The sequence below is a fragment of the Deltaproteobacteria bacterium genome (assembly GCA_016219225.1).
Lineage (GTDB): Bacteria > Desulfobacterota > RBG-13-43-22 > RBG-13-43-22 > RBG-13-43-22 > RBG-13-43-22.
Genome location: JACRBX010000103.1, coordinates 1 through 21,468, shown reverse-complemented (window position 1 = coordinate 21,468; position 21,468 = coordinate 1). Strand labels below are relative to the sequence as shown.

Below are 21,468 nucleotides of genomic sequence, written 5' to 3'. Positions count from 1 at the left end.
CTCCATGCTTAAGTAATATTTGCTGTAGGGGCGGGTTTAAATCCCGCCCCTACGACGGCGGCGGTATTTTCATGCTTCAGCGGTGCCCGCCTCAAGCGGGCATGAGCCTCAAGTAAAAATAGGTCAGGCATCTTGCCTGACATGAGGGGCTTGGGATGAAAAGAGTATAAAATAGGCCCTGGCCGGAATCAAGAAGAAAAATCAGAACAATTGAGATGGTTAGGCCGGGGAGGCCATGGGCCATAAGACCCGGATGGTCGTACCGGTCTCTTGACCGGTGGTTATAGCAAAAGTCCCTCCTAAAAGTTCGGCCCGTTCTTTCATACTGGCGAGTCCCAAGCCTTTTCTCGAATCGTCCATTTGCATTTTCCTTCCCAGATCGAACCCCTGCCCATTGTCCCGGATAACCAGTTCTATCCCCTGGGCCGTGTTTCCCAGGGAGAGGGTTACGGAGGTTGCTCCACTATGTTTAGCGATATTATTCATGGCCTCCTGGACGATTCGAAAGATTGGAGTGTGCAAGGCATCAGGGATCTCGTTATCTTCGATAGCGATCTGTTTTTCAACAACCAGGCTGGAATAGGTTTTTTGATATTCCCGGCAGAACCAATGGATGGCCGGGACGATGCCTAAGTCATCCAATACCGAGGGACGTAAATCAGCCATGATCCGGCGGGTCTCATCAATAATCTGTCTGACACGAAGTACGAGATCTTGTACCTTAGCCCGGTCCTTTTCATCCGGTATGACCTCACCGAGTTGCTCAATTCTGAACTTGAGAGCGCTCAACATGGCGGCAATGCCGTCGTGAAGATCTCCGGCAATTTTTCTCCTTTCCCTTTCATAGGCGGTCATCAGCTCCGACGAAAGGTAGCGGAGTTGTTTCTCCGATTCCTCCAGCCGCTCATCCATTTTTTTGCGCTCGGTGATATCGCTCAACGTAGCCCGCCAGACCAGCGCCCCTCCGCTATCCCGCGTCACGGCGGTCTTCATCTGCACCCAGAACAGTCTGCCGTCATCTCCCTTCATCCGCAGTTCAAAGGTCGGCGGCGGTTTTCCTTCGAAGAGTCGTTTGAGGAACAGGTAGTACAGGTCCTGGTCATCCCGGAAGATAAAGCGGGACAAAGGCTGCCCGGCCAACCGGCTTCTATCCAGGCCGAGCATTTGGGTGGCAGTCAGATTGGCTTCCAAAATCAGCCCGTGCTCGCTGAGGGTCAAATACCCGACCGGGGCCAGATCATAGAGGTCAAAGTACCTGTCCCGGGTTGTTTCAAGGTCTTCCTGGGCCCGGCGCAGCTCCTCATTTTGCATCTCCAGCTCGATCTGGTGGACCTGCAATTCGTGAAATAATCGGCCGGTTTCTTCCGGTGCCATGGCACCCCGGTCATGGGATTGTTGCTTCAGTCTTTCCTCGGCCTGCCGTCGGAGGGTCTGCCCTGTGTCTGTCGAGGGATCGCTGCGATCATTTTGAGGAGTCTTATTTTCGGCCATTTTTTTACACCTCCGGAAATATTACACCTCCGGGGAATATTTACATCTCCTTTTTATTGTCCATCCGCTGTTTCGCCGATCGTTCTGCCGCCTCCGGTCGATCACCGAGATTGAAGGTGACCACGACCACCTGCCAGCCCGGCAGGGCCACGGGCACGGCGCTCATGTCTGTCCGGACGATGCTCCCATTTTTCTTGACCAATCCGGTCTCGATGTGCTCCACCAGGCGCTGCTCTTTGGCTGCCCGGGCCGCGGCCGACTCTCCTGCCGACAGGGGGCTGCCGTCCGGCCTGAGAAATTTCTGCCGTTGGTAATCTTTCCGGAGCAGATCGGCCCGGGGAACCTCCAACATCTTTTCCAGCGCCGGATTCACATAGACGATCCGGCCTTCGTCGTCGAGCACCGAGACGCCCACGGGCAATATCTCGAACAGGGTACGAAGCTTTTCTTCGCTATCGGCCAGGGCCATATGCAATTTTTTCTGTTCCGTGATATCCACAAAGGTCAGCACCGCGCCCTCGATGACGTTTTCCAGGGTGCGATAGGGCTGGATGCGCATCTGGAACCAGTGCCCCTCCTGGGTCTCCACCTGTTTTTCTTTGGGGATCAGCGTATCGAGTACGGCCCGGGTGTCCGGCACCAGGCGGTCATAGTCCTTGAACCGGGAGACGATGTCGCTCACCGGCCGGCCGAGGTCGGTCTGAATCAGGTTGATGACGCTGGTCGTGGCCGGGGTATAGCGTTGAATACGCAATTGATGGTCCAGAAAAAGAGTGCCGATGTTGGTGCCGGCCATGAGGTTATTCATATCGTTGTTGGCCCTGGATAACTCTTCGATCTTTTTTTGGAGCTCCGTATTGACCGTTACCAATTCCTCGTTGATCGATTGCAGCTCTTCTTTGGAGGTCTCCAGCTCTTCATTGGTGGATTGGAGTTCTTCATTCGACGATTGCAGCTCTTCATTGGTGGACTTGAGCTCTTCGTTGGCCGTCTCCAGCTCCTCGACGGTCGTTTGCAGGTATTCTTCTTTGGCCCGCAGTTCCCGCTCCAGCGTGAGGAGCTGATGATCCTTGCCGTCTATGGGCGCTTCCGCCGCTTCCGTCGTCTGTTGGATTGCGGGCGTCACGTCTTCAAAGATGACTACCGCCAGTCCGGGTCCGGCCTCCTGTTTCATCACCGGCCGGATGGTCAGATTGACGACGGAGCGGTCCCCGTTGGATTTTACCTGGAGGCCCTCGTAGCGGACGCTCTTTTGCTGGGTCAGGGCCTTGCGTACCCCGGAGGTCAATTCCATCCGCAACCCCTCTCGGGCCATGCGCAGCAGGTTCAGGCTGGCCTCCCCGGCCGCCGGCTCCAGGTATTTGCCGGTGCGGCCGTGAATATAAAGGACCTCGAACTCGGCGTTGACCAGCAGGCTGGCCGGGGCATAGTCCTCCAGCAAAACCCGCTCCGTTAATTGGCGGACCCCGCCCTTCGGCGCCGGCTCGCCCCCGGCCCGGCCGCGTCGCATAGCCACCTCGGTCTCCAGAGGCGATGCATAAGGACCGATGACGGCGTGGGGTACACCCACGGCTTTGCGTTGATAAATCTTCCACTTTTTGTCCGCTACGGCAAACAGACTGATAAACTCTCCGATCGTTTCCGAGTTACCCAAAAAGAGATAACCGTTCTGGTTCAAGGCATAGTGGAACAGGGGGAGTATTTTTTTCTGGGCTTCACCATCCAGGTAGATCAGGAGGTTCCGGCAACTGAGTAGATCGATTTTGGAAAAAGGCGGGTCCTTGAGCACGTCCTGCAAGGCAAAGACCACCATGTCGCGGATATGCTTGTTGATGCGGTAGGAGCTTTCCTCCTGGGCAAAAAACCGCGACAGTCGTTCCGGGGAGACGTCGGCGGCAATACTGTCGGGATAGATCCCGGCCCGGGCTTTTTCGATGGCCTCGGGGTCGATATCGGTGGCAAAGACCTGGGTCTGGAAGTTCTCTTTTATCCCGTCCAGATATTCCCGGATGAGGATAGCCAGGGAGTAGGCTTCTTCACCGGTGGAACAGCCCGGGACCCAGATCCGCACATTCGCACCCTGGGGCTTGCCGGCAAAGAGTCGGGGGATGACCTGTTCCCGGATGGATTCGAAGGCCGGCGGGTCGCGAAAGAAATTGGTGACGCCGATCAGAAGCTCCCGAAAAAGGGACTCCACTTCCACTGGGTTTTCCCGCAGGTAACGCACATAATCTTCGAAACGGTCGATCTGGGCCACGGCCATGCGCCGCTCGATGCGCCGTTGGATGGTGTTTTGCTTGTACTGGGAAAAATCATGGCTCGTTTGGGCGCGCAGCAGAATGAACACCTTTTTCAGGTTGTCGCCGGCACTGGGAGGTGGGGCAGAGACGGGCTTTGGCCGGTGACCGAAGGCGTGTTGCCCGTAGGCGATCAGTTGCTCCGGCATCTTGTCCGGTGGCAGGACATAGTCCACCAGGCCGGTGGCGATGGCGCTCCGGGGCATGCCGTCATAGGCCGCCGATTCCGAACTTTGGGCCATGGCCATCCCGCCTTCGCCCTTGATGGCTTTGAGCCCCAGGGTGCCGTCGGTGCCGGTGCCCGACAGGACGATGCAGATGGCCCGCTCGTGCTGGTCCTGGGCCAGGGAGCGAAAGAAAAAATCAATCGGCAGACGCAGGCCACGGGGGGCCTCGGGTTCCAGCAGGTGCAGCTTGCCGTTCAAAAAGGCCATATCCCTGTTCGGCGGAATGACATAGACGCAGTTGGGCTCTACCTCCATCCCGTCCTCCACCTTGAAAACCCGCATCCGGGTGTACTGTCTGACCAGATCGATCAGGATGCTTTTGTGGTCGGGGTCCAGATGCTGCACCACCACAAAGGCCATCCCGGTTTCCGTGTCCGGGGGCATAGCGGCAAAGAAGGCCTCGATGGCGGCCAACCCCCCGGCCGAGGCGCCGATCCCGACGATGGGAAAGCCCGATTCCTGAGGTTTGACCGCTTCCGTTTTGGCCTTGGGTGGGACCTCAACCGCTGCGCCTGGTCCTTTTTCAGGGCCGGGGCCCTTCTTTTTTACCATTTGGCTTCCCTTTCCTGGTCCGTCCGGTGATGCGGAACCCTCCGATTTTAGAGGGTTCCTTCAATGAGTTTTTCTTCAATTATTGATCGTATACCTCCCTGAGGGGTTCGTCAAAAGAAAAATTCGGTCTTTTTTCTTCTTGAACCTTTTTAGCTTTCTATTTTATACTCTTTTTCATCTTTAGGGAAAGGGGAAGGGCTATGAAAATCGAGGAATTCCAGGAAATACGCTACCAAAAGGAAGACAGCGGCATCGTGACGGTCACGCTGAACATCCCGAAACGAAAGAACGCCCTGAGTATTTATACTTTTTTTGAGCTGTTCTGGGCCGTGGAGGCCATGGAAAAGGATGACACCGCCTGGGTGATGATCCTGACCGGGGCCAGGGACCCCGATTCCGATGATCCCACCAAAGAAGCCTTCAGCAGCGGCGGCTATTTTGATGCCGCCGGTCTGGTGTCGATGAGCGATGAGGTCAGGGCCCAGATCGATCCGACGGATATCGCCCAGAAGAAACTGACCCTGAAGATGTGGCAGTTCGACAAACCGGTCATCGCTGCCGTCAACGGTCTGGTCATTGGCGGGGCCTTCACCATGTGTCTGTCCTGCTGCGACCTGATCTATTGCTCCGAATATGCCTGGGCCTCACTCCCCTTCGTCGGGTTGGGCATCATTCCCGAGCTGGCCTCCAGTTATCTGTTGCCCAGGCTGATCGGCTTTCAGCGGGCCAAGGAGATCATGTTCTTTGCCGAACGGCTAACCGCTCAGGAGCTTTTCGATCTGGGCTTGATCAATAAGGTATTGCCTCACGATCAACTGTTGCCTTACGTCCGGGAAAGGGCTTTGAAACTGATCCCGCCCCAGGGGGCCGGTAATGCGGTCCGGCTGGCCAAGCGGGCCATCCATAAACCCTTACTGGAGGCCGTGACTACGGCCCTGGATCTGGAAAACAAAGGGCTGAATGAAGCCTTCGCCACCGCGGACTTCATAGAAGCCCTGACGGCCCGGAAGGAGAAGCGGGCCCCGGTATTCAAAGGCAAGTGATGAAGGGTCCTGATCGTGGTCCATTTCAAAAGGGAACCCCAAAAATCACCCTGGAACAGGGTAAAAGGGCCGCCCCGGCCCTGGTTATTTCAGACCGAAAAAAGCCGGCAGAAAGGTGGAAAGGGGGGGAAAAAAGATGGTGGCCAAAAGGGCCGCAACCATAATGGCCACAAAAGGGATCACCGATTTGGAAATATCCTCCAGGGAAAGGCCTGCGATATTGGCAATCACATAAAGGTTTACCGCTACCGGGGGAGTGATCTGACCGATCGCCAGATTCAGGGTCATGACCACGCCGAACCAGACCGGGTCCCAATGGAAATAGGCCATGATGGGAATGAGAATAGGGAGAAATACATAATAGATGGAAATGGCGTCCATCAACATGCCGGCGATAAAAAGCATGACGTTTATCAGCAGCAATATGACCATGGGGTTGGAAGACAGAGAAAGGAGGCTGGAAGAGGCTTTGTCCATCACCCCGAGGGTGGAGCCGGTCCAGGAAAAAAGACCGGCAAAGGCCACAATGAACATGATCACGGCCGAGGACAGGACCGCATCTTTGAAGATAGCGTAAAGGGTTTGCAGGGTAAGGCTCCGATAAATAACTAGTCCCAAAAAGAGGCCGTAAAAAACCGCCACCACCGCCGCTTCGGTGGCGGTAAAGACCCCACCATAGATGCCGCTTAAAATGACCGCCGGGGCCAGGAGTCCCCAGAGGGCCTCTTTAAAGGCCTGCCGGATCTCGGCCGCTGTTCCCCAATGCCCCCCTTTCCAGCCGTGTTTTCGGGCAATGAAATAGGAAGGGATGATGAGAAATAAGGCGGTCATTACCCCCGGAATGACCCCGGCGGCAAAAAGGGCCGGGATGGAAGTGCTGGTGATCACCCCGTAGATGATAAAGGCAATACTGGGGGGTATGACAATGGCCAGGGAACCCGAGCTGGCGATCAGGGCGGCCGTATAGCCCCGGCGGTATCCCAAGGCCACCATGGCCGGGAAAAGGATGACGCCCAGGGCGGCCGTATCGGCCGGGCCTGAACCGGAAATACCGGCAAAGATGACCCCCACGATGATGGTCACAATGGCCAGTCCTCCGGGGATGGGCCCCACCAGGAGACTGATAAAATGGATGAGCCTTTTGGATATTCCGCAGCGATCCAGGATAAGACCGGCCAGGATAAAGAAAGGAAGGGCCAGGAGCTGGAACTTGGCCACATTGGCATAAAAGTTGGAGGCAATGACCTGGATGCCCAGATGATAGTTCCCGATGAGCAGGATGGAGGTAAAGCCGAGGCAGGTGGCCACCGGCACGCCCAGGATAAGGAGGAACAAAAAGACCAGGAAGAACAGCAGGACCGATTCCATCAGGCGGCCCCTTTCCACTCTTTCCAGGCCGCTTCTGTCAGGCGAATCAAAATTAAGAGCCCACCTACTGGAATGGCCAGGGTGTACCACCATTGGGGAATATTCAAGGCCTCGGTCTGGATGTTCAGGCTGATTTCATCCCGGACCTGAGAGACGCCGAACCAGATCAGAAGAAAGACCGTGGCAAAGGTCAAAAAGGTGGCCAGGGGGAAAAGCACCTTTTTTCCGAAAATCGGGAAGCGGAGGGACAGGAGATTAAAGCCCAGGTGAATGCCCCTCCTGAACCCGGCGGCGGCCCCCAACATGGTAAGCCAGACCAGGCAGGCCACCTCTATTTCTTCGGTAAAGGCAAAGGAGTAGCGGATAAAATAACGGGTTACCACATTGGCAAAGGCCAGGAGGCACATAAAAAAAAGGAGAAATACGCCGGCCGCCTCTTCCCCGTGTTCGGAAATTTTTTTGAGCATTAGTCCTCAATCAGAACATAAAAGAGAATATCGAATGTCGAAGGAAGGAAAAAGCAAACCATTTAAACACCGGATTTACGTTTTCAAGGGACTACGGATCGGAAACCTCTGCGCTTTTTAAGAATCCATCATTTTCACTTCATGATTCGATGTTCGATATTCGATATTCTCTTTTTTATTTCTTTCTTCCTGCCTGCTGGACCTCCTTTTCCGCCAGTTTAACCAGATCCGGACCTATTTCTTTCTCCCATTTTTCATAGACGGGCCGGGTTTTTTTAATAAAGGCCTTGCTTTGATCCGGAGTAAGGACCGTGACTTCCATGCCGTTTTTTTTCAATTGTTCCAGGGCCGACATGGTCCCTTCCAGCCCTTCGCGAGCCCCTTTCTTCTGCCACCGTACCGTCTCCTCGGCCGCCTTTTTAATGGCCTCTTTATCTAAAGGGGAAAGACCATCCCAGACCTCTTTGCTCATTCCGAGGATGAGGGGGTCTATGGCATACCCCCAGACCGTCATGTATTTATGAACCTGCCATAATTTGTTGGGGATAATGACCGAGACCACCGGATTTTCCTGACCGTCAACCGTTCCCTGCTGGAAGGCCGAAAGAGCTTCCCCCCAGTTCATGGAGACCGGGTTGGCGCCCATGGACTTAAAGGTGTCGATAAAGATAGGGGAACCCACCACCCGGACTTTCAGACCATCGAGGTCCTCCGGTTTTTTAACGGCCCGCTTGCTGTTGGTCAGATCCCGGTAGCCGTTTTCCCCCCAGCCGAGAACCACCACCCCTTTATCTTCTATCATTTTGGAGAGACGCTTCCCGGTTTCTCCATTTTCCACGGCATCCAGGGCCTTATAATCGGGGAAGAAAAAGGGCAAGGAAAAAAGATTCAGTTCTTTGATTGTCGTGGACCAGTTTATGGTCGAGCCAAGGGCGAAATCGATGACCCCTTGCTTCATCAAAAGGAATTCGTTGGTTTGTTTTCCGGCGAAGAGTTGGCCGCTGTAATAGGGTTTGATATTGATACGACCGTCCGTGGCCTTTTTCACCGCTTCGGCAAAGCGGGCCGCCCCCTCTCCCCAGGGGCCGGTAGGACCAACCACAATACTCATCTTATATTCCGGCTTATAGGTCATACAAAATCCCAAGGATACTGCTCCAAGGATAAGGATACAGAAAACCGTCAAGGCGAGACATTTTTTCCCCATGATGCTTCCTCCAGATTGAGTTGGTTTTATTAAGATGGTCTGATAAAACGTTCAGCTATCATACTTTTTCTTGTGGACTTCGTCAAAAATTTTTTAAGTTTTCTGCCTTTAAATCCTTCCAATAAATCATACTTGCGCCCTGTCTTACGTTTAAGCCGGATCCGGTCGGGGATGGAAACAACCGGAATCGACTCCCCTTTTTTTTAAATGGAAACGGCCCTCTTTTTAAGAAGGGGATAAGGAACATATGGGATTTTCATATAAGGCCGCCTTAAGAGATAAATTTTGTTGTTCTGAAATCCTGATCTTATTGTACTCGGGATTTCCACTGGTTGGGGTCGCGGCGGGCATGGAATACGGAAATGATCACAACTCGTTCAGGATCAATCAGGTAATAAATGCCGAAAGGGAAGCGGTGGATCAGTGCTCGCCGGACCTGTTTAGAAACAACCGGGTAGAGGGCGGGATTGCGTTGAAGTGAAGAAAGAGCCGCTTCAACACAGAGGAGAAAATCGTTTCCTAAACCGAGCTGTCGGCCTTCATACCATTCATAGGCTTCGATCAATTCCGATTCAGCCTCGGGGCGGAAAACAATTTCCCTCGTCATTTTCGTGATTTTATTTTTGATTTAACCTCTTCCCAAGAAGTAACTTCTTCAGGATTTTTCTCATAAGCAGAGATTCGCCTATCAAGTTCTTCTCTTTGGGCCTGGGTTGTTTCCAGTAAATGCTGGTCGTTAACAATCGAATCCCAGATTTCTTCCACATAGAGAATTCTCTCTGAAACACTTAACCTTTTGATCTCTCTCAAATCTACCGTTTCCATATTTTTCTCCTAAAAAAATAATAACGGCTGGCTACCGGCTTTCATTGGAATGACTTCAAAAGTTATTTTCTGGCATCTTTTCCACCCTTCAGACAACTTACTTATACACCCCATATTCTTTTGTGAAATCGATCATGGCATGCATGGTGTCTGCCTTCCCCTCATCCATGGCGGTTCCCCAGGACATCATGTAGCCACCATCCTGGCCGACCGTATCGATAAGGTTTTTGCAGTAGGCCTTGACCCCCTCCGGGGTGCCGGTCAGGATCAGGCCGGCCGGAACATTTCCACCAATACCTATTTTGCCCCCAACGGCTTCCTTGACCTTGACCAGATCGGTCCGGTCGAAGAGCCAGAAGCTGGAGGCTTTGGGGAGCTCCTTGAGATACTCCAGTCGTTTATTATAGCCCCCCTCGCAGAAGGGAAAGGCCACAATCCCCTCTTCCGCCAACCCGAGGATGACGGCCTTCAGGGAAGGCCAGTAGAACCTCTTGAACTGGGCGTCGGACATAAAACCGTCGGCCCCTTTATGGAGCGGCATAAATATGGTTGGAATGCCGCTCATGTTCGCCCCGCGAATGCCCTGCTTGATGGCGATGGGCGTGATCCTTTCGAGGGCTTTTTCGAGTTTCTCGGGCTGCCGGTACATGTCCAGCATAATGGCCCGGGTACCCCTCAGGGTATCGGCCAGGATATCGAAGGGGGCTTTTGAGGCGCCGCCCCAGATAGGAGGAAAACCCAGAGCCTTGGTTTTGGCAGTAAAGGCCCCGACCTTTTCGATCCAGGGCATGGCCGCATTTCCGGCATCCAGCAAGGCCTTGAAGGCATTTTGGACCGGTGGAACACCAAAAGGGATCATCTGAACGGAGACGAGAACCATTTCCCACATGTCGGTGAAGGGGGAAAGCATTTTCAGGGGCTCCAGGGCCCCGAAGACCCGGGGCATATAGGTCCTGAGCCAGAAATCGGTGGGATCATCGATGAGGGCGTCATACTCATCGGCCATCATGTATTCGCCTTCAATGTATTGATAGCCCGATTCCTTCGGCAGGTTATAGCCGGGCCATTTATACTGCTTGTAGTCTAGGATTTCGAAAATTTTGCCGCAACCGATCAAGGCCGGACTGCCGCCATAATCAGGCCGGTAATCCTGGAGGAACCGGATTTGGGTGGCGAGCATTTTATCCACATCGTACATGGCTTCGTAAGGGGTCAATCCGTATACCTGGGTCGGCATGAAAGTACCCAGGGCCATCACCGGGATCCTGTCCGGGACCTTTTCTTGAAGAGCGATGTTCCTGAACCTTTCAATGGCCGCCTTGTAGGTTGCTTCGGCTTCCGGATTCTCGAACTGAACCTCTTCTGCCGCATACCATTTTTGGAACCTGGCCAGTCTCTTTTCTTCGGCCGACATCTTCTCCTGCTGCTTTTCCATAAATTATTCTCCTTAAAATTAAGGTAAAAGGTTGCCCACTATCTGCTGATGAATTCTATCCGGGGAAAGGGTGGCATCAAGCACCTGAAAACGATGGGGCTCTTTGCGGGCCAGGGAAAGATAGCCCTGGCGGATCTTTTCATGGAAGGTTAGGGCCTCTTTTTCAAAACGGGATTCCTTTTCAGATTCCTTTGAGCCGTTGATCCGCTCCCAGGCCCGGGCCAGGCCGATGGAGACTGGCAGGTCCAATAAAAAGGTTTTATCCGGCCAGATGGCTCCCAAGACCCATGGACGTATTTGATTTAAAAATTTTCCATTCAAGCCGCGGGCCAGTCCCTGGTAAACCACGGTAGCATCCCAGAAACGATCTGAAATAACCCATTGGTTTTTAGACAGAGCCGGTTGTATTTTTTCGGTCACATGCTGGCAGCGATCGGCCAGATAAAGAAACAACTCGGCCCTGGGATCCATTTTTTTATTTTTCTGATCCAGTAAAATGGCCCGGATCTGCAAACCGATTTTCGTTGCCCCCGGCTCCCTAGTAATCAGACAGGAAACACCCCGCCCCTTTAACGTCTTTTTGAGCCGCTTGATCTGGGTGGTCTTGCCCGAGCCTTCTATGCCTTCGAAAGTGATGAACATGTTCGATAAGATTTCCTTTGTGATCAAGGGAGTATAAAATAAGCCCCCAAAGGGGTCAAGGAGAAAAAAAGGGGAGGAATGAGTTAGCGGGTTTCTAATCGTGAGCGCCAATAGCCAGGCTTTTGCGCATGATGGGCCACGGCAAAAACGATGATCCCTTTTTTTTCCTGACGATAGATGACGGAAAACGGGAATCCCTTGGTAAAGACACGACGGGTTTTCGAAAATGAAGGAGAACCGGCTTGGGGGAAGGCCAGAGCTCGAGCGGTTGCCTCCTCAATAGCAGCAGTGAAACGTTCGGCCAAGCCAGGACCCGCTTCATGATAATAAGCCACTTCAGCCAGGAATTCGTTGCGGGCTTCTTTTATAAACTGGACGAACTTCACCGGTATATACGGCTGGCCTCGGCAAAGACATCTTCTGCCGAATAGGTTTTCACCTCTCCTCGATCATAAGCGGCGACTCGTTCCTCAATCTCTCGCTGCCAGGCCGCTTGAATATTCTTCAAGGATTCATCACTTAGTGTTTCCAGGAGCACCTCGGTTAATCGAGCCCGTTCATCCAGCGAGAGGCTCCGTGCCTGCTGTTCAACTTCATCAAAAGTGGTGGGCATAATCACACTCTCCGTTTTTTGATAAGAATTTCCTTTTGAGCACTCCCTGATCTTCAACGATGGATTGTATTTTCAAGGTATTCATAGGCATTCTTAAAAATTTTCAGCCCCGCCCCTTCTTCATTCTCTAACTCCTTCCCTTCACGCTTTCTGAGTTCTTTCTGCAAGGTCCAGTCAGGGTGCTGGGTGAAGTGGTGATAGCCTTCGGGATGGGGCATGAGCCCGAAGATGCGTCCGGCGGGATCGCAGATCCCGGCGATATCGAGTAACGATCCGTTGGGATTATAGGGGAATAAGCCCTGGGCCGCCTCCCCGGAAGGCAGGGTGTAAGACAGAGCCACCTGATTATTTTCAAGCAGTTGATTTAATATGCCTTCCGGCGCATAAAATTTGCCTTCTCCGTGACGGACCGGCAATTCCAGCCCTTCAATCCCCTTGGTAAAAATACAGGGGGATTCGGGATTCCCCTTCATCCGAATCCAGTCGTTTCTGAAATTGCCGCAATCATTGGCCAGCAGGGCCACTTCCCGTTGGTCATAATGCCCTTGAAGTCCCGGCAAAAGCCCCATATTGACCATGGCCTGAAAACCGTTGCAAATGCCGATAATCAAGTTACCGGCGGCAATAAATTCTTCTAGGTCGTTTTTTAACCTGGTTTTCAAGCGGGTGGCCAGTAAGACTCCTGCTCCGTGGTCATCCCCCCAGCTAAACCCTCCGTCAAAGACCAGGAGGTGATAATCGTTTAATTTTGGTTGTGCTGTCCCTGTTTCCGAATCGATCAATTCACTGATATGGACCCGCTGGGCTTCAAAGCCGGCCAGGGTCAGGGCATAGTGGGTTTCGACGTCACAATTCAGTCCGTAACCGGTCAAGACCAGGGCACGAGGATCTTTCATTATATCAGCCCTCCATAAGTTTGATGAAAGGCCTCTCTTAAGGGCTTCAATCGGGTCTTGATCAAGGCCTGCTTTCCATCTTTGATATAAAAAGTCTGATCTCTACGCACCCTGCCGACATAATTCAGGCGGCACCCGGCCATCACCTTTTCAAAGGGTTTTTTATTTTTCGGATCCACGCACAAGATCACCCGGCCGCAAGACTCGGAAAAAAGAATCCTGGCCGGGGAAAGGGAAGAGGAGACCGGCACCCTGGCCAGATCCACTTCCAGGCCCAGATCGCCGGCCAGGGCCATTAGGGCCAAATGGGGCCCCAGGCCGCCACGATAGACCCCGTGGGCTGCGGCCACCAATCCCCCTTGAAGGGCCTGCTGCAAGGCCCGATAATGCTTCTTTTCAATGGTTCCCCTCGGGCAAGGCACCTTAAGTCCGACATAACCTAAAAGATCATAGTACTCCGATCCCGCCAACTCGTCTCCGGTATCTCCTAAGAGATAAATCAAGTCGCCTGGAATTTTTAAATCCAGAGAAACACAGTTGCGGACATCCGGGACGATGCTGGTGGCCGTAAATTGAAAGGTAGGCAGGCCGGAGATCCGGTGGGCCTCTCCAAAAGGACCGTCAATATAGCCGTCCACATACATACTGTCTTTTCCGGAGAGCAGGGGGATGCCCAGCCGCAGGCAGCAATCCCTTAAGGCCCAATTGGCCCGTACTAATTGGGCGGCCTTGTATTTTCCATCCGGATTTTCCTTGGGATGATATTGGATGCTGGGCCAGCAGAAGTTATCCACGCCTCCGATCTGCTCCAGATCGCTGCCCACCACCAGAAGCCTGCGGACGGTCTCATCGATGGTAGCGGCCACCATGGCGTAGGTATCGATCCGGCCATAGGCAGGATTGATGGCCTGGGTAAAGGCCAAACCCCGCAGGGAAGGAAGATGGGGCCGGATCACTACGGCATCGCCGGGAATATCCCGCTGCTTCCCGGCCAGGGGTTTGAGGACGCTGCCCCCCTGAACCTCATGATCGTATTGACGGATAATCCAGTTTTTGGAGGCCATGTTGGGCCTGGATAGTAAGGTCTTTAACAGCTCGAGATATTCTTCCGGCTCCTTGATCACCGGCTCAAAAAGTCCCCTGGCCTCCGGGGGTTGCCACTCAGCCTCAAAGGTCCACTGGGGGAAATCGGACTTTAAAAAATCCAGGTCCACATAAGCACAGGTTTTACCTTGATAAAGGAGGTGAACCTTTCCGGAATCGCTATAGGTCCCGATGACGGTCGATTCCACGTTGTGTTTGCGGGCCAGGGCCTGAAAACGCTCCCAGTATTCCGGCTTTAAACCCACGGTCATCCGTTCCTGGGACTCGGAAACCCAGATCTCCCACTGATCCAGCCCTTCATATTTTAAGGGAACCTGGTCCAGGCGGACCTCGCAGCCATTGCTGAAACGGGCCGATTCGCCTATGGAAGAAGAAAGCCCTCCGCCGCCATTATCGGTAATATAGGCCAAAATACCTTCATCCCGGGCTTCGAGCAGAAAGTCATGCATCTTTTTTTGGGTATAGGGGTCACCGATCTGGACATGGCCTGCCGGGGTGCTTTCGCTGTAGACTTCGGATGAGGCCGTAACCCCGTGGATCCCGTCTTTGCCCACCCGGCCGCCGCACATGACGATCAGGTCTCCCGGTTCAGTCTTTTTTAATTCTATCGGTTCTTCTTTTATCCGGGCCGGCATGAATCCCAGGGCTGCCACGAAGACCAGACATTTTCCGATATAGCCGGGATGAAAAAAGACCTGGCCGAAGGGTGTGGGGATCCCGCTTTTATTTCCCCCGTCCCGGACCCCTTCAATGATTCCGTCCAGGAGCCTTCGGGGGTGGAGCTTGGGTTTAAGCGGGCCGGTATAATCCCTGGGACCGACACAGAATCCGTAACTCCCCAGGCAAAGCCTTGAGCCTTTACCGGTGCCCATGGGATCACGGTAGACCCCGACAATCCCGGTCAGGGCACCGCCGTAGGGCTCCATGTTGGAGGGGCTGTTGTGGGTCTCGGCGGTGATGCAATAATAATGGTCCTCATCGAACCGGGCCACACCGGCATTATCCCAGAGGACCGAAATCACCCAGTCTTTTTCCTGCTGAATTTTCAGGGTAGGCCCTTCAATACAAGTCTTGAAAAGGTTGTCAATCTCTTCCCGTTCATCCGTGGACGGATCCCAGTAACGAAATAAGCCCCTGAAGGTATTATGATTACAATGGTCGCTACGGGCCTGGGAGATATATTCCAGTTCCACATCCGTAGGCCGGGTCAACCCCACCCGCTTGCGGGCCTCCAGGACCTCGGGTCTTTGGAAATAGTCCTGGATAACGGCCATATCACCCAAAGGCAAGGCCCAGGACCGTTCCCGGTTCAGTCTGGAGAATTCTTCCAATGAGTCGATGGGGATGACGGCGACCGTGGGCTGATGATGCAATTCCACCTTGGGGATGGGCCGGCCGATTCCTGGCCGGGGGTCCCAATCGGACTTGGTAAAAACCTTCCATTGTTGAATCAAATCATTCGCCAGGAGTTCCCGGGCGATTTGTTCTATGGTCTCCTTTTTTAATTTCGGGGCCTTAATCTGGTATTGCCGGGAAGTATAGACCGCCTCTCCAGTGGGGAGCTTTAATTCCAGAAAGGCTTCAATGGCCTCGATGGCCGTGCTTCCGGCATTATCCTTTACGCCAGGTAGAAATCCCACCCAGATAAGCCAATCAAAGGCCTGGGCCAAAGGCTCAAAAGAAGAAAGCTGGGTCACCGGATTGGTAAAAATTTCAGTCCGGATGGCCTCCAGTTGCTCTTGGGTCAAGGAGGCATCAAAGGTCAAAACCTGAATGGTCCGAACCTCTTCCAATTTAAGACCCAGATAGTCCCGGGCCTTCTTTTTCAGGGTCTCTCCCTCGGGGTCCCGGATCTCGGGTTTAAGTATTATTTCTAAGCGATTAGACATGGTCATCCTTTAAATTTTAAAAGTCTTCATCTCCGAAGGTTTCAATATGAAAACGGATGGCGGACTTGACATCATGGGAATTCATGTTATCCCCCGGAAAGGGGGATGTGGATATCAATGATGTCATTGTCTTCAAGTGCCCGGTCAAAACCAACATTTTTATGGTTAACAAAGACATGGAGAAAAAGATCCGACCACTCTTCCGGGTCCCCCATGGAAGGAATCATCAAAAGCAAATCCTGAACGGTGGTCCCGGCTTCCAATTCCATAATGATATTATCTTTTTTCTTAAATTTTGCAAAAAAGGCCTCGGTATCGCCTATGGCAAATACGGAATTGATTTTCACTTTGATTCGGTTATTTTTCATCTTAAGATTATAACAACCCTTTAAAAAATAATCAATTTTTTCTCATGGACGCCAGGTGAATTCAGAATTGAACCGGAGTTTTACTTGCCCAAAAAAATGAAAAGTCCTATAATCCGTCAAAAATTCAGTCCGAAAAGGGGAGACCGATCATGCGCGTGGCCATGTATTACAACAACAAAGATATTCGAATCGAAGAGATGCCCAGGCCGATCATCGGTCCTGGCGAAGTTCTGATCAAAATCGAGGCCAGCGGCATTTGCGGCAGTGACGTTATGGAATGGTACCGGATCCACAAGGCTCCTTTAGTGCTGGGCCATGAGATCGCCGGGGAGATCATAGAGACAGGAGAGGGAGTCAAAAAATATAAGGCCGGCGACCGGGTGGCCGCTTCCCATCATGTACCCTGCAATACCTGCCATTATTGTTTGAGCGGCCACCATACGGTTTGCGATACCTTAAGGTCGACCAATTTTTATCCCGGCGGATTTGCCGAATTCCTCCGTTTGCCGTCCATTAATGTGGACCGGGGGGTGTATCGGTTACCAGATGAAATGTCGTATGAAGCGGCCACCTTTATTGAGCCCCTGGCCTGTGTTTTAAGGGCCCAGCGGATCGCCGGAATTTCTCCGGGCCAGACCGTTTTGGTATTGGGCAGCGGGATCGCCGGTCTTCTCCATATCGGGTTGGCCAGGGCACTGGGGGCCGGAAAGGTTATTGCTACTGATGTCAGCGATTACCGGATAAAGGCGGCCAAAGACCTGGGGGCTAATGAGGCCGTCAAGGCCCAGGATTTAACGCCAGTCCTGATCCGGGATTTAAACCATGGCCGTTTAGCTGATTTGGTCATCCTCTGTACCGGGGCGGAAACTGCCCAGCTTCAGGCCTTGTCCCTGATCGAACGGGGCGGGACCATCAGTTTCTTCGCCCCTACGGATCAAGGGGTAACCGTCCCTATTTCCATCAACGATCTGTTTTTCAGAAACGACATAACCTTAACCACTTCCTATGCCGGAAGCCCGGCCGACCACTGGCGGGCCTTGCAACTGATCCAGGCCGGGGTTTTGAACATTCAGCGGATGATCACCCACCGCTTTGGGCTGGCCGATACGGTCAAAGGTTTTCAATTGGTGGCCGGGGCACAGGAATCAATCAAGGTGATTATCGAACCGCAGCGATAAGTGGATAAAGAGGTTCCTCAAAAATATCTTGATTTTAATTTAGTAACTAAATAATATAGTTACAGTATGACCAAACGGGAAAAACTTTTTGCCCGGGCAATGAACAACCCCCGGGATCTTTCTCTTGAGGAATTTCAGAGTTGAACAATCCCTCGGGCAATATGAGGTTGAAAATTAAGAAACATGATCGATTCTACGGACATACGGTCAACGTGTTTTTAGATGAGGATGGGGATTATTTGGCTCATTTTGTTGAGATGCCAAACATATCCGCCTTCGGGGGATCACCGGAAGATGCTCTGCACGAACCGTCGATCGCCTGGGAGGGAGTAAAGGAAAGCTACCAAAAGAGCGGTGCCCCGGTTCCAGTTGCACCGGGAAGAAAAAAATACAGTGGTCAATTTAACGTCCGAATTGATAGGAGGTTAAATCGCGCTTTGGCCATCGAAGCCGCAAAAGCTGGTGTATCATTGAATGCCATTGTCTCTCAGAAGCTCGCCAAAAGCACTCAGGAAAAGGGTGTTTTAAAATAATCATTTGATAAGACATGGCCTTAAAAATAATTAGGAATATTATCAGAGCGTTCTATTCGAAGAGGACGCTCAATCATCGAAAATCAATAAAGGAGAATGACCATGCCCGATGTGGAAGACCTTAAAGAAGGGAAAAAATATTGCCCGGACATTCCCCAGCAGACCGAAGGATTTTTTCTTAAGGGATCAAACGCCCTGGATTGGGGGATGAAAAACCGGCTGGCCCGGATCTTCAATCCCAAATCAGGTCGAACCGTCATGCTGGCCGTGGATCACGGTTATTTCCAGGGACCGACCACGGGTCTGGAGCGGATTGATCTCAATATCCTGCCCATTGCCCCCCAGGCGGACACCCTCATGCTGACCAGGGGAATTTTACGAAGCATTATACCCCCTTCCCTTTCCCCATCCATTGTTCTTCGGGTGTCGGGAGGAACCAGCATCTTGAAGGAGCTGAGCAACGAAGAAATTGCCGTGGATATTGAAGATGCCATCCGGTTGAATGTCTGCGCCATGGCGGTCCAGGTATTTATCGGTGGGGAGTACGAGCGCCAATCCATCATCAACATGACCAAAATGGTCGACCAGGGAACCCGGTACGGCATTCCCACCCTGGCCGTCACCGCTGTGGGCAAGGATATGGAACGGGATGCCCGTTACTTTAGACTGGCCACCCGTATCTGCGCCGAACTGGGCGCCCATTATGTAAAAACCTATTACATTGAGAAGGGCTTCGAAACGGTTACCGCCTCATGTCCGGTGCCTATCGTCATGGCCGGCGGTAAGAAGCTCCCCGAATTAGATGCCTTGACCATGGCCTATCACGCGGTTCAGGAAGGGGCCTCAGGCGTAGACATGGGCAGAAATATCTTTCAATCGGATTCCCCGGTGGCCATGATCCAGGCCGTGCGGGCCGTGGTCCATAATAACGCCAGGCCCCAAGAGGCCTTTGAGCTATACAACAGCTTAAAAAATACTTAAGAATAATTATTATGACTGCCGAACAATATCTTGAAGAAATAGTAAAAAGAATAATAAAGAATTTCAGTCCGCAAAAGATAATTCTTTTTGGTTCCTATGCCTATGGTCAGCCCACAGAAAATAGTGATTTAGACCTGCTTATCGTGATGAATGCCGATGAAAAACCTCATAAGAGAGCCGTATCAATAAGGAAAGTGCTAAAAGACCTTTGTGTACCTAAAGACATTATCGTGAAGACACCGGAGGAATTTGAACGGTTTAAAGATATTGTCGGTACAATAGTGTTCCCTGCTGCGCATAAAGGGAAATTATTATATGAAAAGTGATAAATTAGATGTGGTTGTGGCCTGGTTCAAGAAAGCAGAAAATGATTTGAGAAATGCTGAATTCGTAATAACAGCCGAGAATCCGCCATGTGACACCATCTGTTTTCACGCTCAACAGTGCGCCGAGAAATACCTAAAAGGCTTCCTTACCTATTACGAGATAGATTTTCCTAAAACACATTCCCTGGAAGATCTTGCAGCCCTTTGCAAAGGGATCGAACCGGCAATTGCAACGGAAGTTGAAGATATTGAAACCTTATCAAGTTATGGAGTTGCAGTCCGGTATCCCGATGATGTTTATTATGATATTCCCCAGGAAGATGCCTTGGAAGCTATTGAATTGGCAAAAAAGGTCAGAGCTTCGATTTTGAAATATCTTGAAGGGAAATTAGAATGATAACATTGGCGTATACTTATTCACTCCTTCTTAACAGCGGTATGGCTGATAAACCAAGAAGCGTCTGAAGGTTTTTCCCACCTATTTTTTCGACATCCCCGCTGGAAAAACCCATTTCCTGGAACCGGTCCCAGGCATCGGCTGTTCGGCGCCAGGGGGAATCGGATCCAAAAAGGATATGATCGACTCCCTTGCGGGAGATTATCCTTCTTTGTTCCTCCAGGGGGAGTATCTCCTGGGCATAGGATAAATCGAAAAAGACATTTTCCAGGGGATAAAGGTCTTCTAATTGATCCCAGCCATAGAGACAGCCCAGATGGGCGGCGATGAAGCGGATTTCAGGAAAGGTCACGGCTAAGGCAGCTATTTCTTTGGGGCCGGTTTCGAAAGGGGCCCAGAAGTCCAGTACGGGTCCCATGTGAGGTTTGCGTTGTCGAATCCCGGTCAGGTTCATGGAGTCCATCAGGATGGGCAACCCGGATGACCGGATCATTTCCAGCCAATCGAGGGTTTGGGGGTTGAGGGGGGAAATCCGCTGAAGGACCGAGTGGATCTTGATCCCTTTAAGACCGAGAGAGAGGGCTTCGTACAGGTCTTGCTCCGCCGTCGGCGAAAAAGGGTTGAGACAGGAAAAAGGGATGATCTGGGGGTAACGACCGGCCTGTTCGGCCATCCATTGGTTCAGGCGGGAACAGCCATTCTGTCTGCCGGAGACAGGCAAAAGGATAAACCTGTCAAATCCTGCTTTTCTTTCTTCTTCAACCAGGGCCTCGACGGAACCGTCATTATAGATTTGCCATTTATGAGGGCTGTCCGGGGGAAGATGTCCATCCAACAGGGCCATCCGCTCAACCACTAAATGACGATCACCATCCGGAAAGGCGTGGGTATGGGCATCTAAAAGCATCTTAGAAAAAATCTCCTGTAAATTAACGAAAATAACGTTCGGAGTTTAGAGTTCGGCCTCCGGCCCAGAGGGGCCTACGCCCCGGCGGGAGTTCGGAGAAGATCATTTTCATGTTTCTGACGCAAATCTGATCCGGGCAATAAAACATTCTTTGAACTGCCTATTCTGAAAGCCTATCTCATCTATCACCGGCAATTGGGGAAAGCGGTTTATAAATTCCCTGGCAAAGAGCCCTGTCCCTTTTTCTGTGGGTAGCCCTTTTTCATCATAAACATCCACCCCTAAAAGTCCACAACTGGGGGAGTTGGATTTAAAGATAAAACCGCGAAGGCCCAATGGGGTTATTCCGGCTAACTGTCGGCAGGCCCAGGCCTTCATCCGCTCCGTATGGTCTATATGGGTATGAATGGTAACCATACGTGGGTCTTCCTGGTCGCCCACAAGACGCATGGCCTCACGGGGAACGCCCAAACCGCATTCGACCTCAGGACAGACCGGAACAAAATCCACAAACTTCCCCAGCGTATCGATAATAAAGGTATCCTGTCTATGGTCTCCGTCATAACGGACCTTCTTCCCCATCAAACAAGCGCTGATTCCCAACAAACGATTTGTTTCCAAAAGGTCCCCCCAGAATTTTTCTTTATACAGGATGCGCAATAAACTTAACACCCTTTATTTTTTAATGTTATTCGTTCAGGACCCATTAATACCGATTTCCT

At 52.0% G+C, this 21,468-nt stretch carries 22 protein-coding genes; 6 read left to right on the top strand and 16 right to left on the bottom strand.

Annotation, left to right across the window (positions count from 1 at the left end):
• Nucleotides 1–219: 219 nt before the first annotated feature.
• Nucleotides 220–1,491, bottom strand: coding sequence for a PAS domain-containing sensor histidine kinase (locus HY879_09315; protein MBI5603545.1), 1,272 nt, complete (start codon nucleotides 1,489–1,491; stop codon nucleotides 220–222).
• Nucleotides 1,492–1,531: 40 nt separating this feature from the next.
• Entirely contained in the window at nucleotides 1,532–4,567 is a 3,036-nt protein-coding gene (locus tag HY879_09310) for a DUF745 domain-containing protein (protein ID MBI5603544.1), read from the bottom strand.
• Nucleotides 4,568–4,767: 200 nt separating this feature from the next.
• On the opposite strand from HY879_09310, the gene HY879_09305 reads away from it, so the two are divergent.
• Complete coding sequence (locus HY879_09305) at nucleotides 4,768–5,610, top strand: enoyl-CoA hydratase/isomerase family protein (protein MBI5603543.1); 843 nt, start codon at nucleotides 4,768–4,770, stop codon at nucleotides 5,608–5,610.
• A gap of 84 nt (nucleotides 5,611–5,694) precedes the next feature.
• Here the strand turns inward: HY879_09305 and HY879_09300 are convergent, their stop codons facing one another.
• From HY879_09300 to HY879_09245, 12 genes are all read right to left on the bottom strand, one after another.
• The gene (locus HY879_09300; GenBank protein MBI5603542.1) at nucleotides 5,695–6,978 is read right to left on the bottom strand and encodes a TRAP transporter large permease; all 1,284 of its coding nucleotides are present in this window, start codon (nucleotides 6,976–6,978) and stop codon (nucleotides 5,695–5,697) included.
• Nucleotides 6,978–7,445: a TRAP transporter small permease gene (locus tag HY879_09295; protein ID MBI5603541.1), complete on the bottom strand. Its 468-nt coding sequence runs from the start codon at nucleotides 7,443–7,445 to the stop codon at nucleotides 6,978–6,980. The genes HY879_09300 and HY879_09295 overlap by 1 nt, the downstream gene beginning before the upstream one ends.
• Nucleotides 7,446–7,620: 175 nt before the next feature.
• A complete protein-coding gene (locus tag HY879_09290) occupies nucleotides 7,621–8,652 on the bottom strand; it encodes a DctP family TRAP transporter solute-binding subunit (protein ID MBI5603540.1) in 1,032 nt (343 codons plus the stop codon).
• Nucleotides 8,653–8,959: 307 nt separating this feature from the next.
• Entirely contained in the window at nucleotides 8,960–9,259 is a 300-nt protein-coding gene (locus tag HY879_09285; protein MBI5603539.1) for a type II toxin-antitoxin system RelE/ParE family toxin, read from the bottom strand.
• Nucleotides 9,256–9,477 carry an addiction module protein gene (locus tag HY879_09280; protein ID MBI5603538.1) on the bottom strand — a complete coding sequence of 74 codons (222 nt, stop codon included), beginning with the start codon at nucleotides 9,475–9,477 and terminating at the stop codon, nucleotides 9,256–9,258. Before HY879_09280 ends, HY879_09285 begins: the two co-directional genes overlap by 4 nt.
• A 97-nt stretch (nucleotides 9,478–9,574) precedes the next feature.
• Entirely contained in the window at nucleotides 9,575–10,912 is a 1,338-nt protein-coding gene (locus HY879_09275; protein MBI5603537.1) for a uroporphyrinogen decarboxylase, read from the bottom strand.
• 18 nt (nucleotides 10,913–10,930) lie between these two features.
• Entirely contained in the window at nucleotides 10,931–11,554 is a 624-nt protein-coding gene (gene tmk / locus HY879_09270; GenBank protein ID MBI5603536.1) for a dTMP kinase, read from the bottom strand.
• An 83-nt stretch (nucleotides 11,555–11,637) separates the two neighbouring features.
• Nucleotides 11,638–11,940, bottom strand: coding sequence for a type II toxin-antitoxin system RelE/ParE family toxin (locus HY879_09265; protein ID MBI5603535.1), 303 nt, complete (start codon nucleotides 11,938–11,940; stop codon nucleotides 11,638–11,640).
• Nucleotides 11,937–12,167, bottom strand: coding sequence for an addiction module protein (locus HY879_09260; GenBank protein ID MBI5603534.1), 231 nt, complete (start codon nucleotides 12,165–12,167; stop codon nucleotides 11,937–11,939). The genes HY879_09265 and HY879_09260 overlap by 4 nt, the downstream gene beginning before the upstream one ends.
• Nucleotides 12,168–12,220: 53 nt before the next feature.
• Nucleotides 12,221–13,063, bottom strand: a complete 843-nt coding sequence (locus HY879_09255) for a phosphoribosylformylglycinamidine synthase subunit PurQ (GenBank protein ID MBI5603533.1) — start codon at nucleotides 13,061–13,063, stop codon at nucleotides 12,221–12,223.
• Nucleotides 13,063–16,056, bottom strand: a complete 2,994-nt coding sequence (locus HY879_09250) for a phosphoribosylformylglycinamidine synthase subunit PurS (protein MBI5603532.1) — start codon at nucleotides 16,054–16,056, stop codon at nucleotides 13,063–13,065. Before HY879_09250 ends, HY879_09255 begins: the two co-directional genes overlap by 1 nt.
• A gap of 86 nt (nucleotides 16,057–16,142) precedes the next feature.
• On the bottom strand, nucleotides 16,143–16,424 hold the full coding sequence (locus tag HY879_09245; GenBank protein ID MBI5603531.1) for a MoaD/ThiS family protein: 282 nt from the start codon (nucleotides 16,422–16,424) through the stop codon (nucleotides 16,143–16,145).
• 149 nt (nucleotides 16,425–16,573) lie between these two features.
• On the opposite strand from HY879_09245, the gene HY879_09240 reads away from it, so the two are divergent.
• From HY879_09240 to HY879_09220, 5 genes are all read left to right on the top strand, one after another.
• Nucleotides 16,574–17,602, top strand: a complete 1,029-nt coding sequence (locus HY879_09240; GenBank protein MBI5603530.1) for an alcohol dehydrogenase catalytic domain-containing protein — start codon at nucleotides 16,574–16,576, stop codon at nucleotides 17,600–17,602.
• A gap of 173 nt (nucleotides 17,603–17,775) precedes the next feature.
• Nucleotides 17,776–18,135 (top strand): type II toxin-antitoxin system HicB family antitoxin, encoded by a 360-nt coding sequence (locus HY879_09235; GenBank protein MBI5603529.1) that lies wholly within the window; start codon nucleotides 17,776–17,778, stop codon nucleotides 18,133–18,135.
• A gap of 102 nt (nucleotides 18,136–18,237) precedes the next feature.
• The gene (gene lsrF / locus HY879_09230) at nucleotides 18,238–19,116 is read left to right on the top strand and encodes a 3-hydroxy-5-phosphonooxypentane-2,4-dione thiolase (protein ID MBI5603528.1); all 879 of its coding nucleotides are present in this window, start codon (nucleotides 18,238–18,240) and stop codon (nucleotides 19,114–19,116) included.
• An 11-nt stretch (nucleotides 19,117–19,127) separates the two neighbouring features.
• Nucleotides 19,128–19,442 carry a nucleotidyltransferase domain-containing protein gene (locus HY879_09225; protein MBI5603527.1) on the top strand — a complete coding sequence of 105 codons (315 nt, stop codon included), beginning with the start codon at nucleotides 19,128–19,130 and terminating at the stop codon, nucleotides 19,440–19,442.
• The gene (locus tag HY879_09220; protein ID MBI5603526.1) at nucleotides 19,432–19,839 is read left to right on the top strand and encodes a HEPN domain-containing protein; all 408 of its coding nucleotides are present in this window, start codon (nucleotides 19,432–19,434) and stop codon (nucleotides 19,837–19,839) included. Before HY879_09225 ends, HY879_09220 begins: the two co-directional genes overlap by 11 nt.
• A 16-nt stretch (nucleotides 19,840–19,855) precedes the next feature.
• On the opposite strand, the gene HY879_09215 is transcribed toward HY879_09220, so the two are convergent.
• Both HY879_09215 and HY879_09210 read right to left on the bottom strand, forming a co-directional pair.
• A complete protein-coding gene (locus tag HY879_09215) occupies nucleotides 19,856–20,746 on the bottom strand; it encodes an amidohydrolase family protein (GenBank protein ID MBI5603525.1) in 891 nt (296 codons plus the stop codon).
• 108 nt (nucleotides 20,747–20,854) lie between these two features.
• On the bottom strand, nucleotides 20,855–21,367 hold the full coding sequence (locus HY879_09210; GenBank protein ID MBI5603524.1) for a DUF523 domain-containing protein: 513 nt from the start codon (nucleotides 21,365–21,367) through the stop codon (nucleotides 20,855–20,857).
• Between the last annotated feature and the right edge of the window lie 101 nt (nucleotides 21,368–21,468).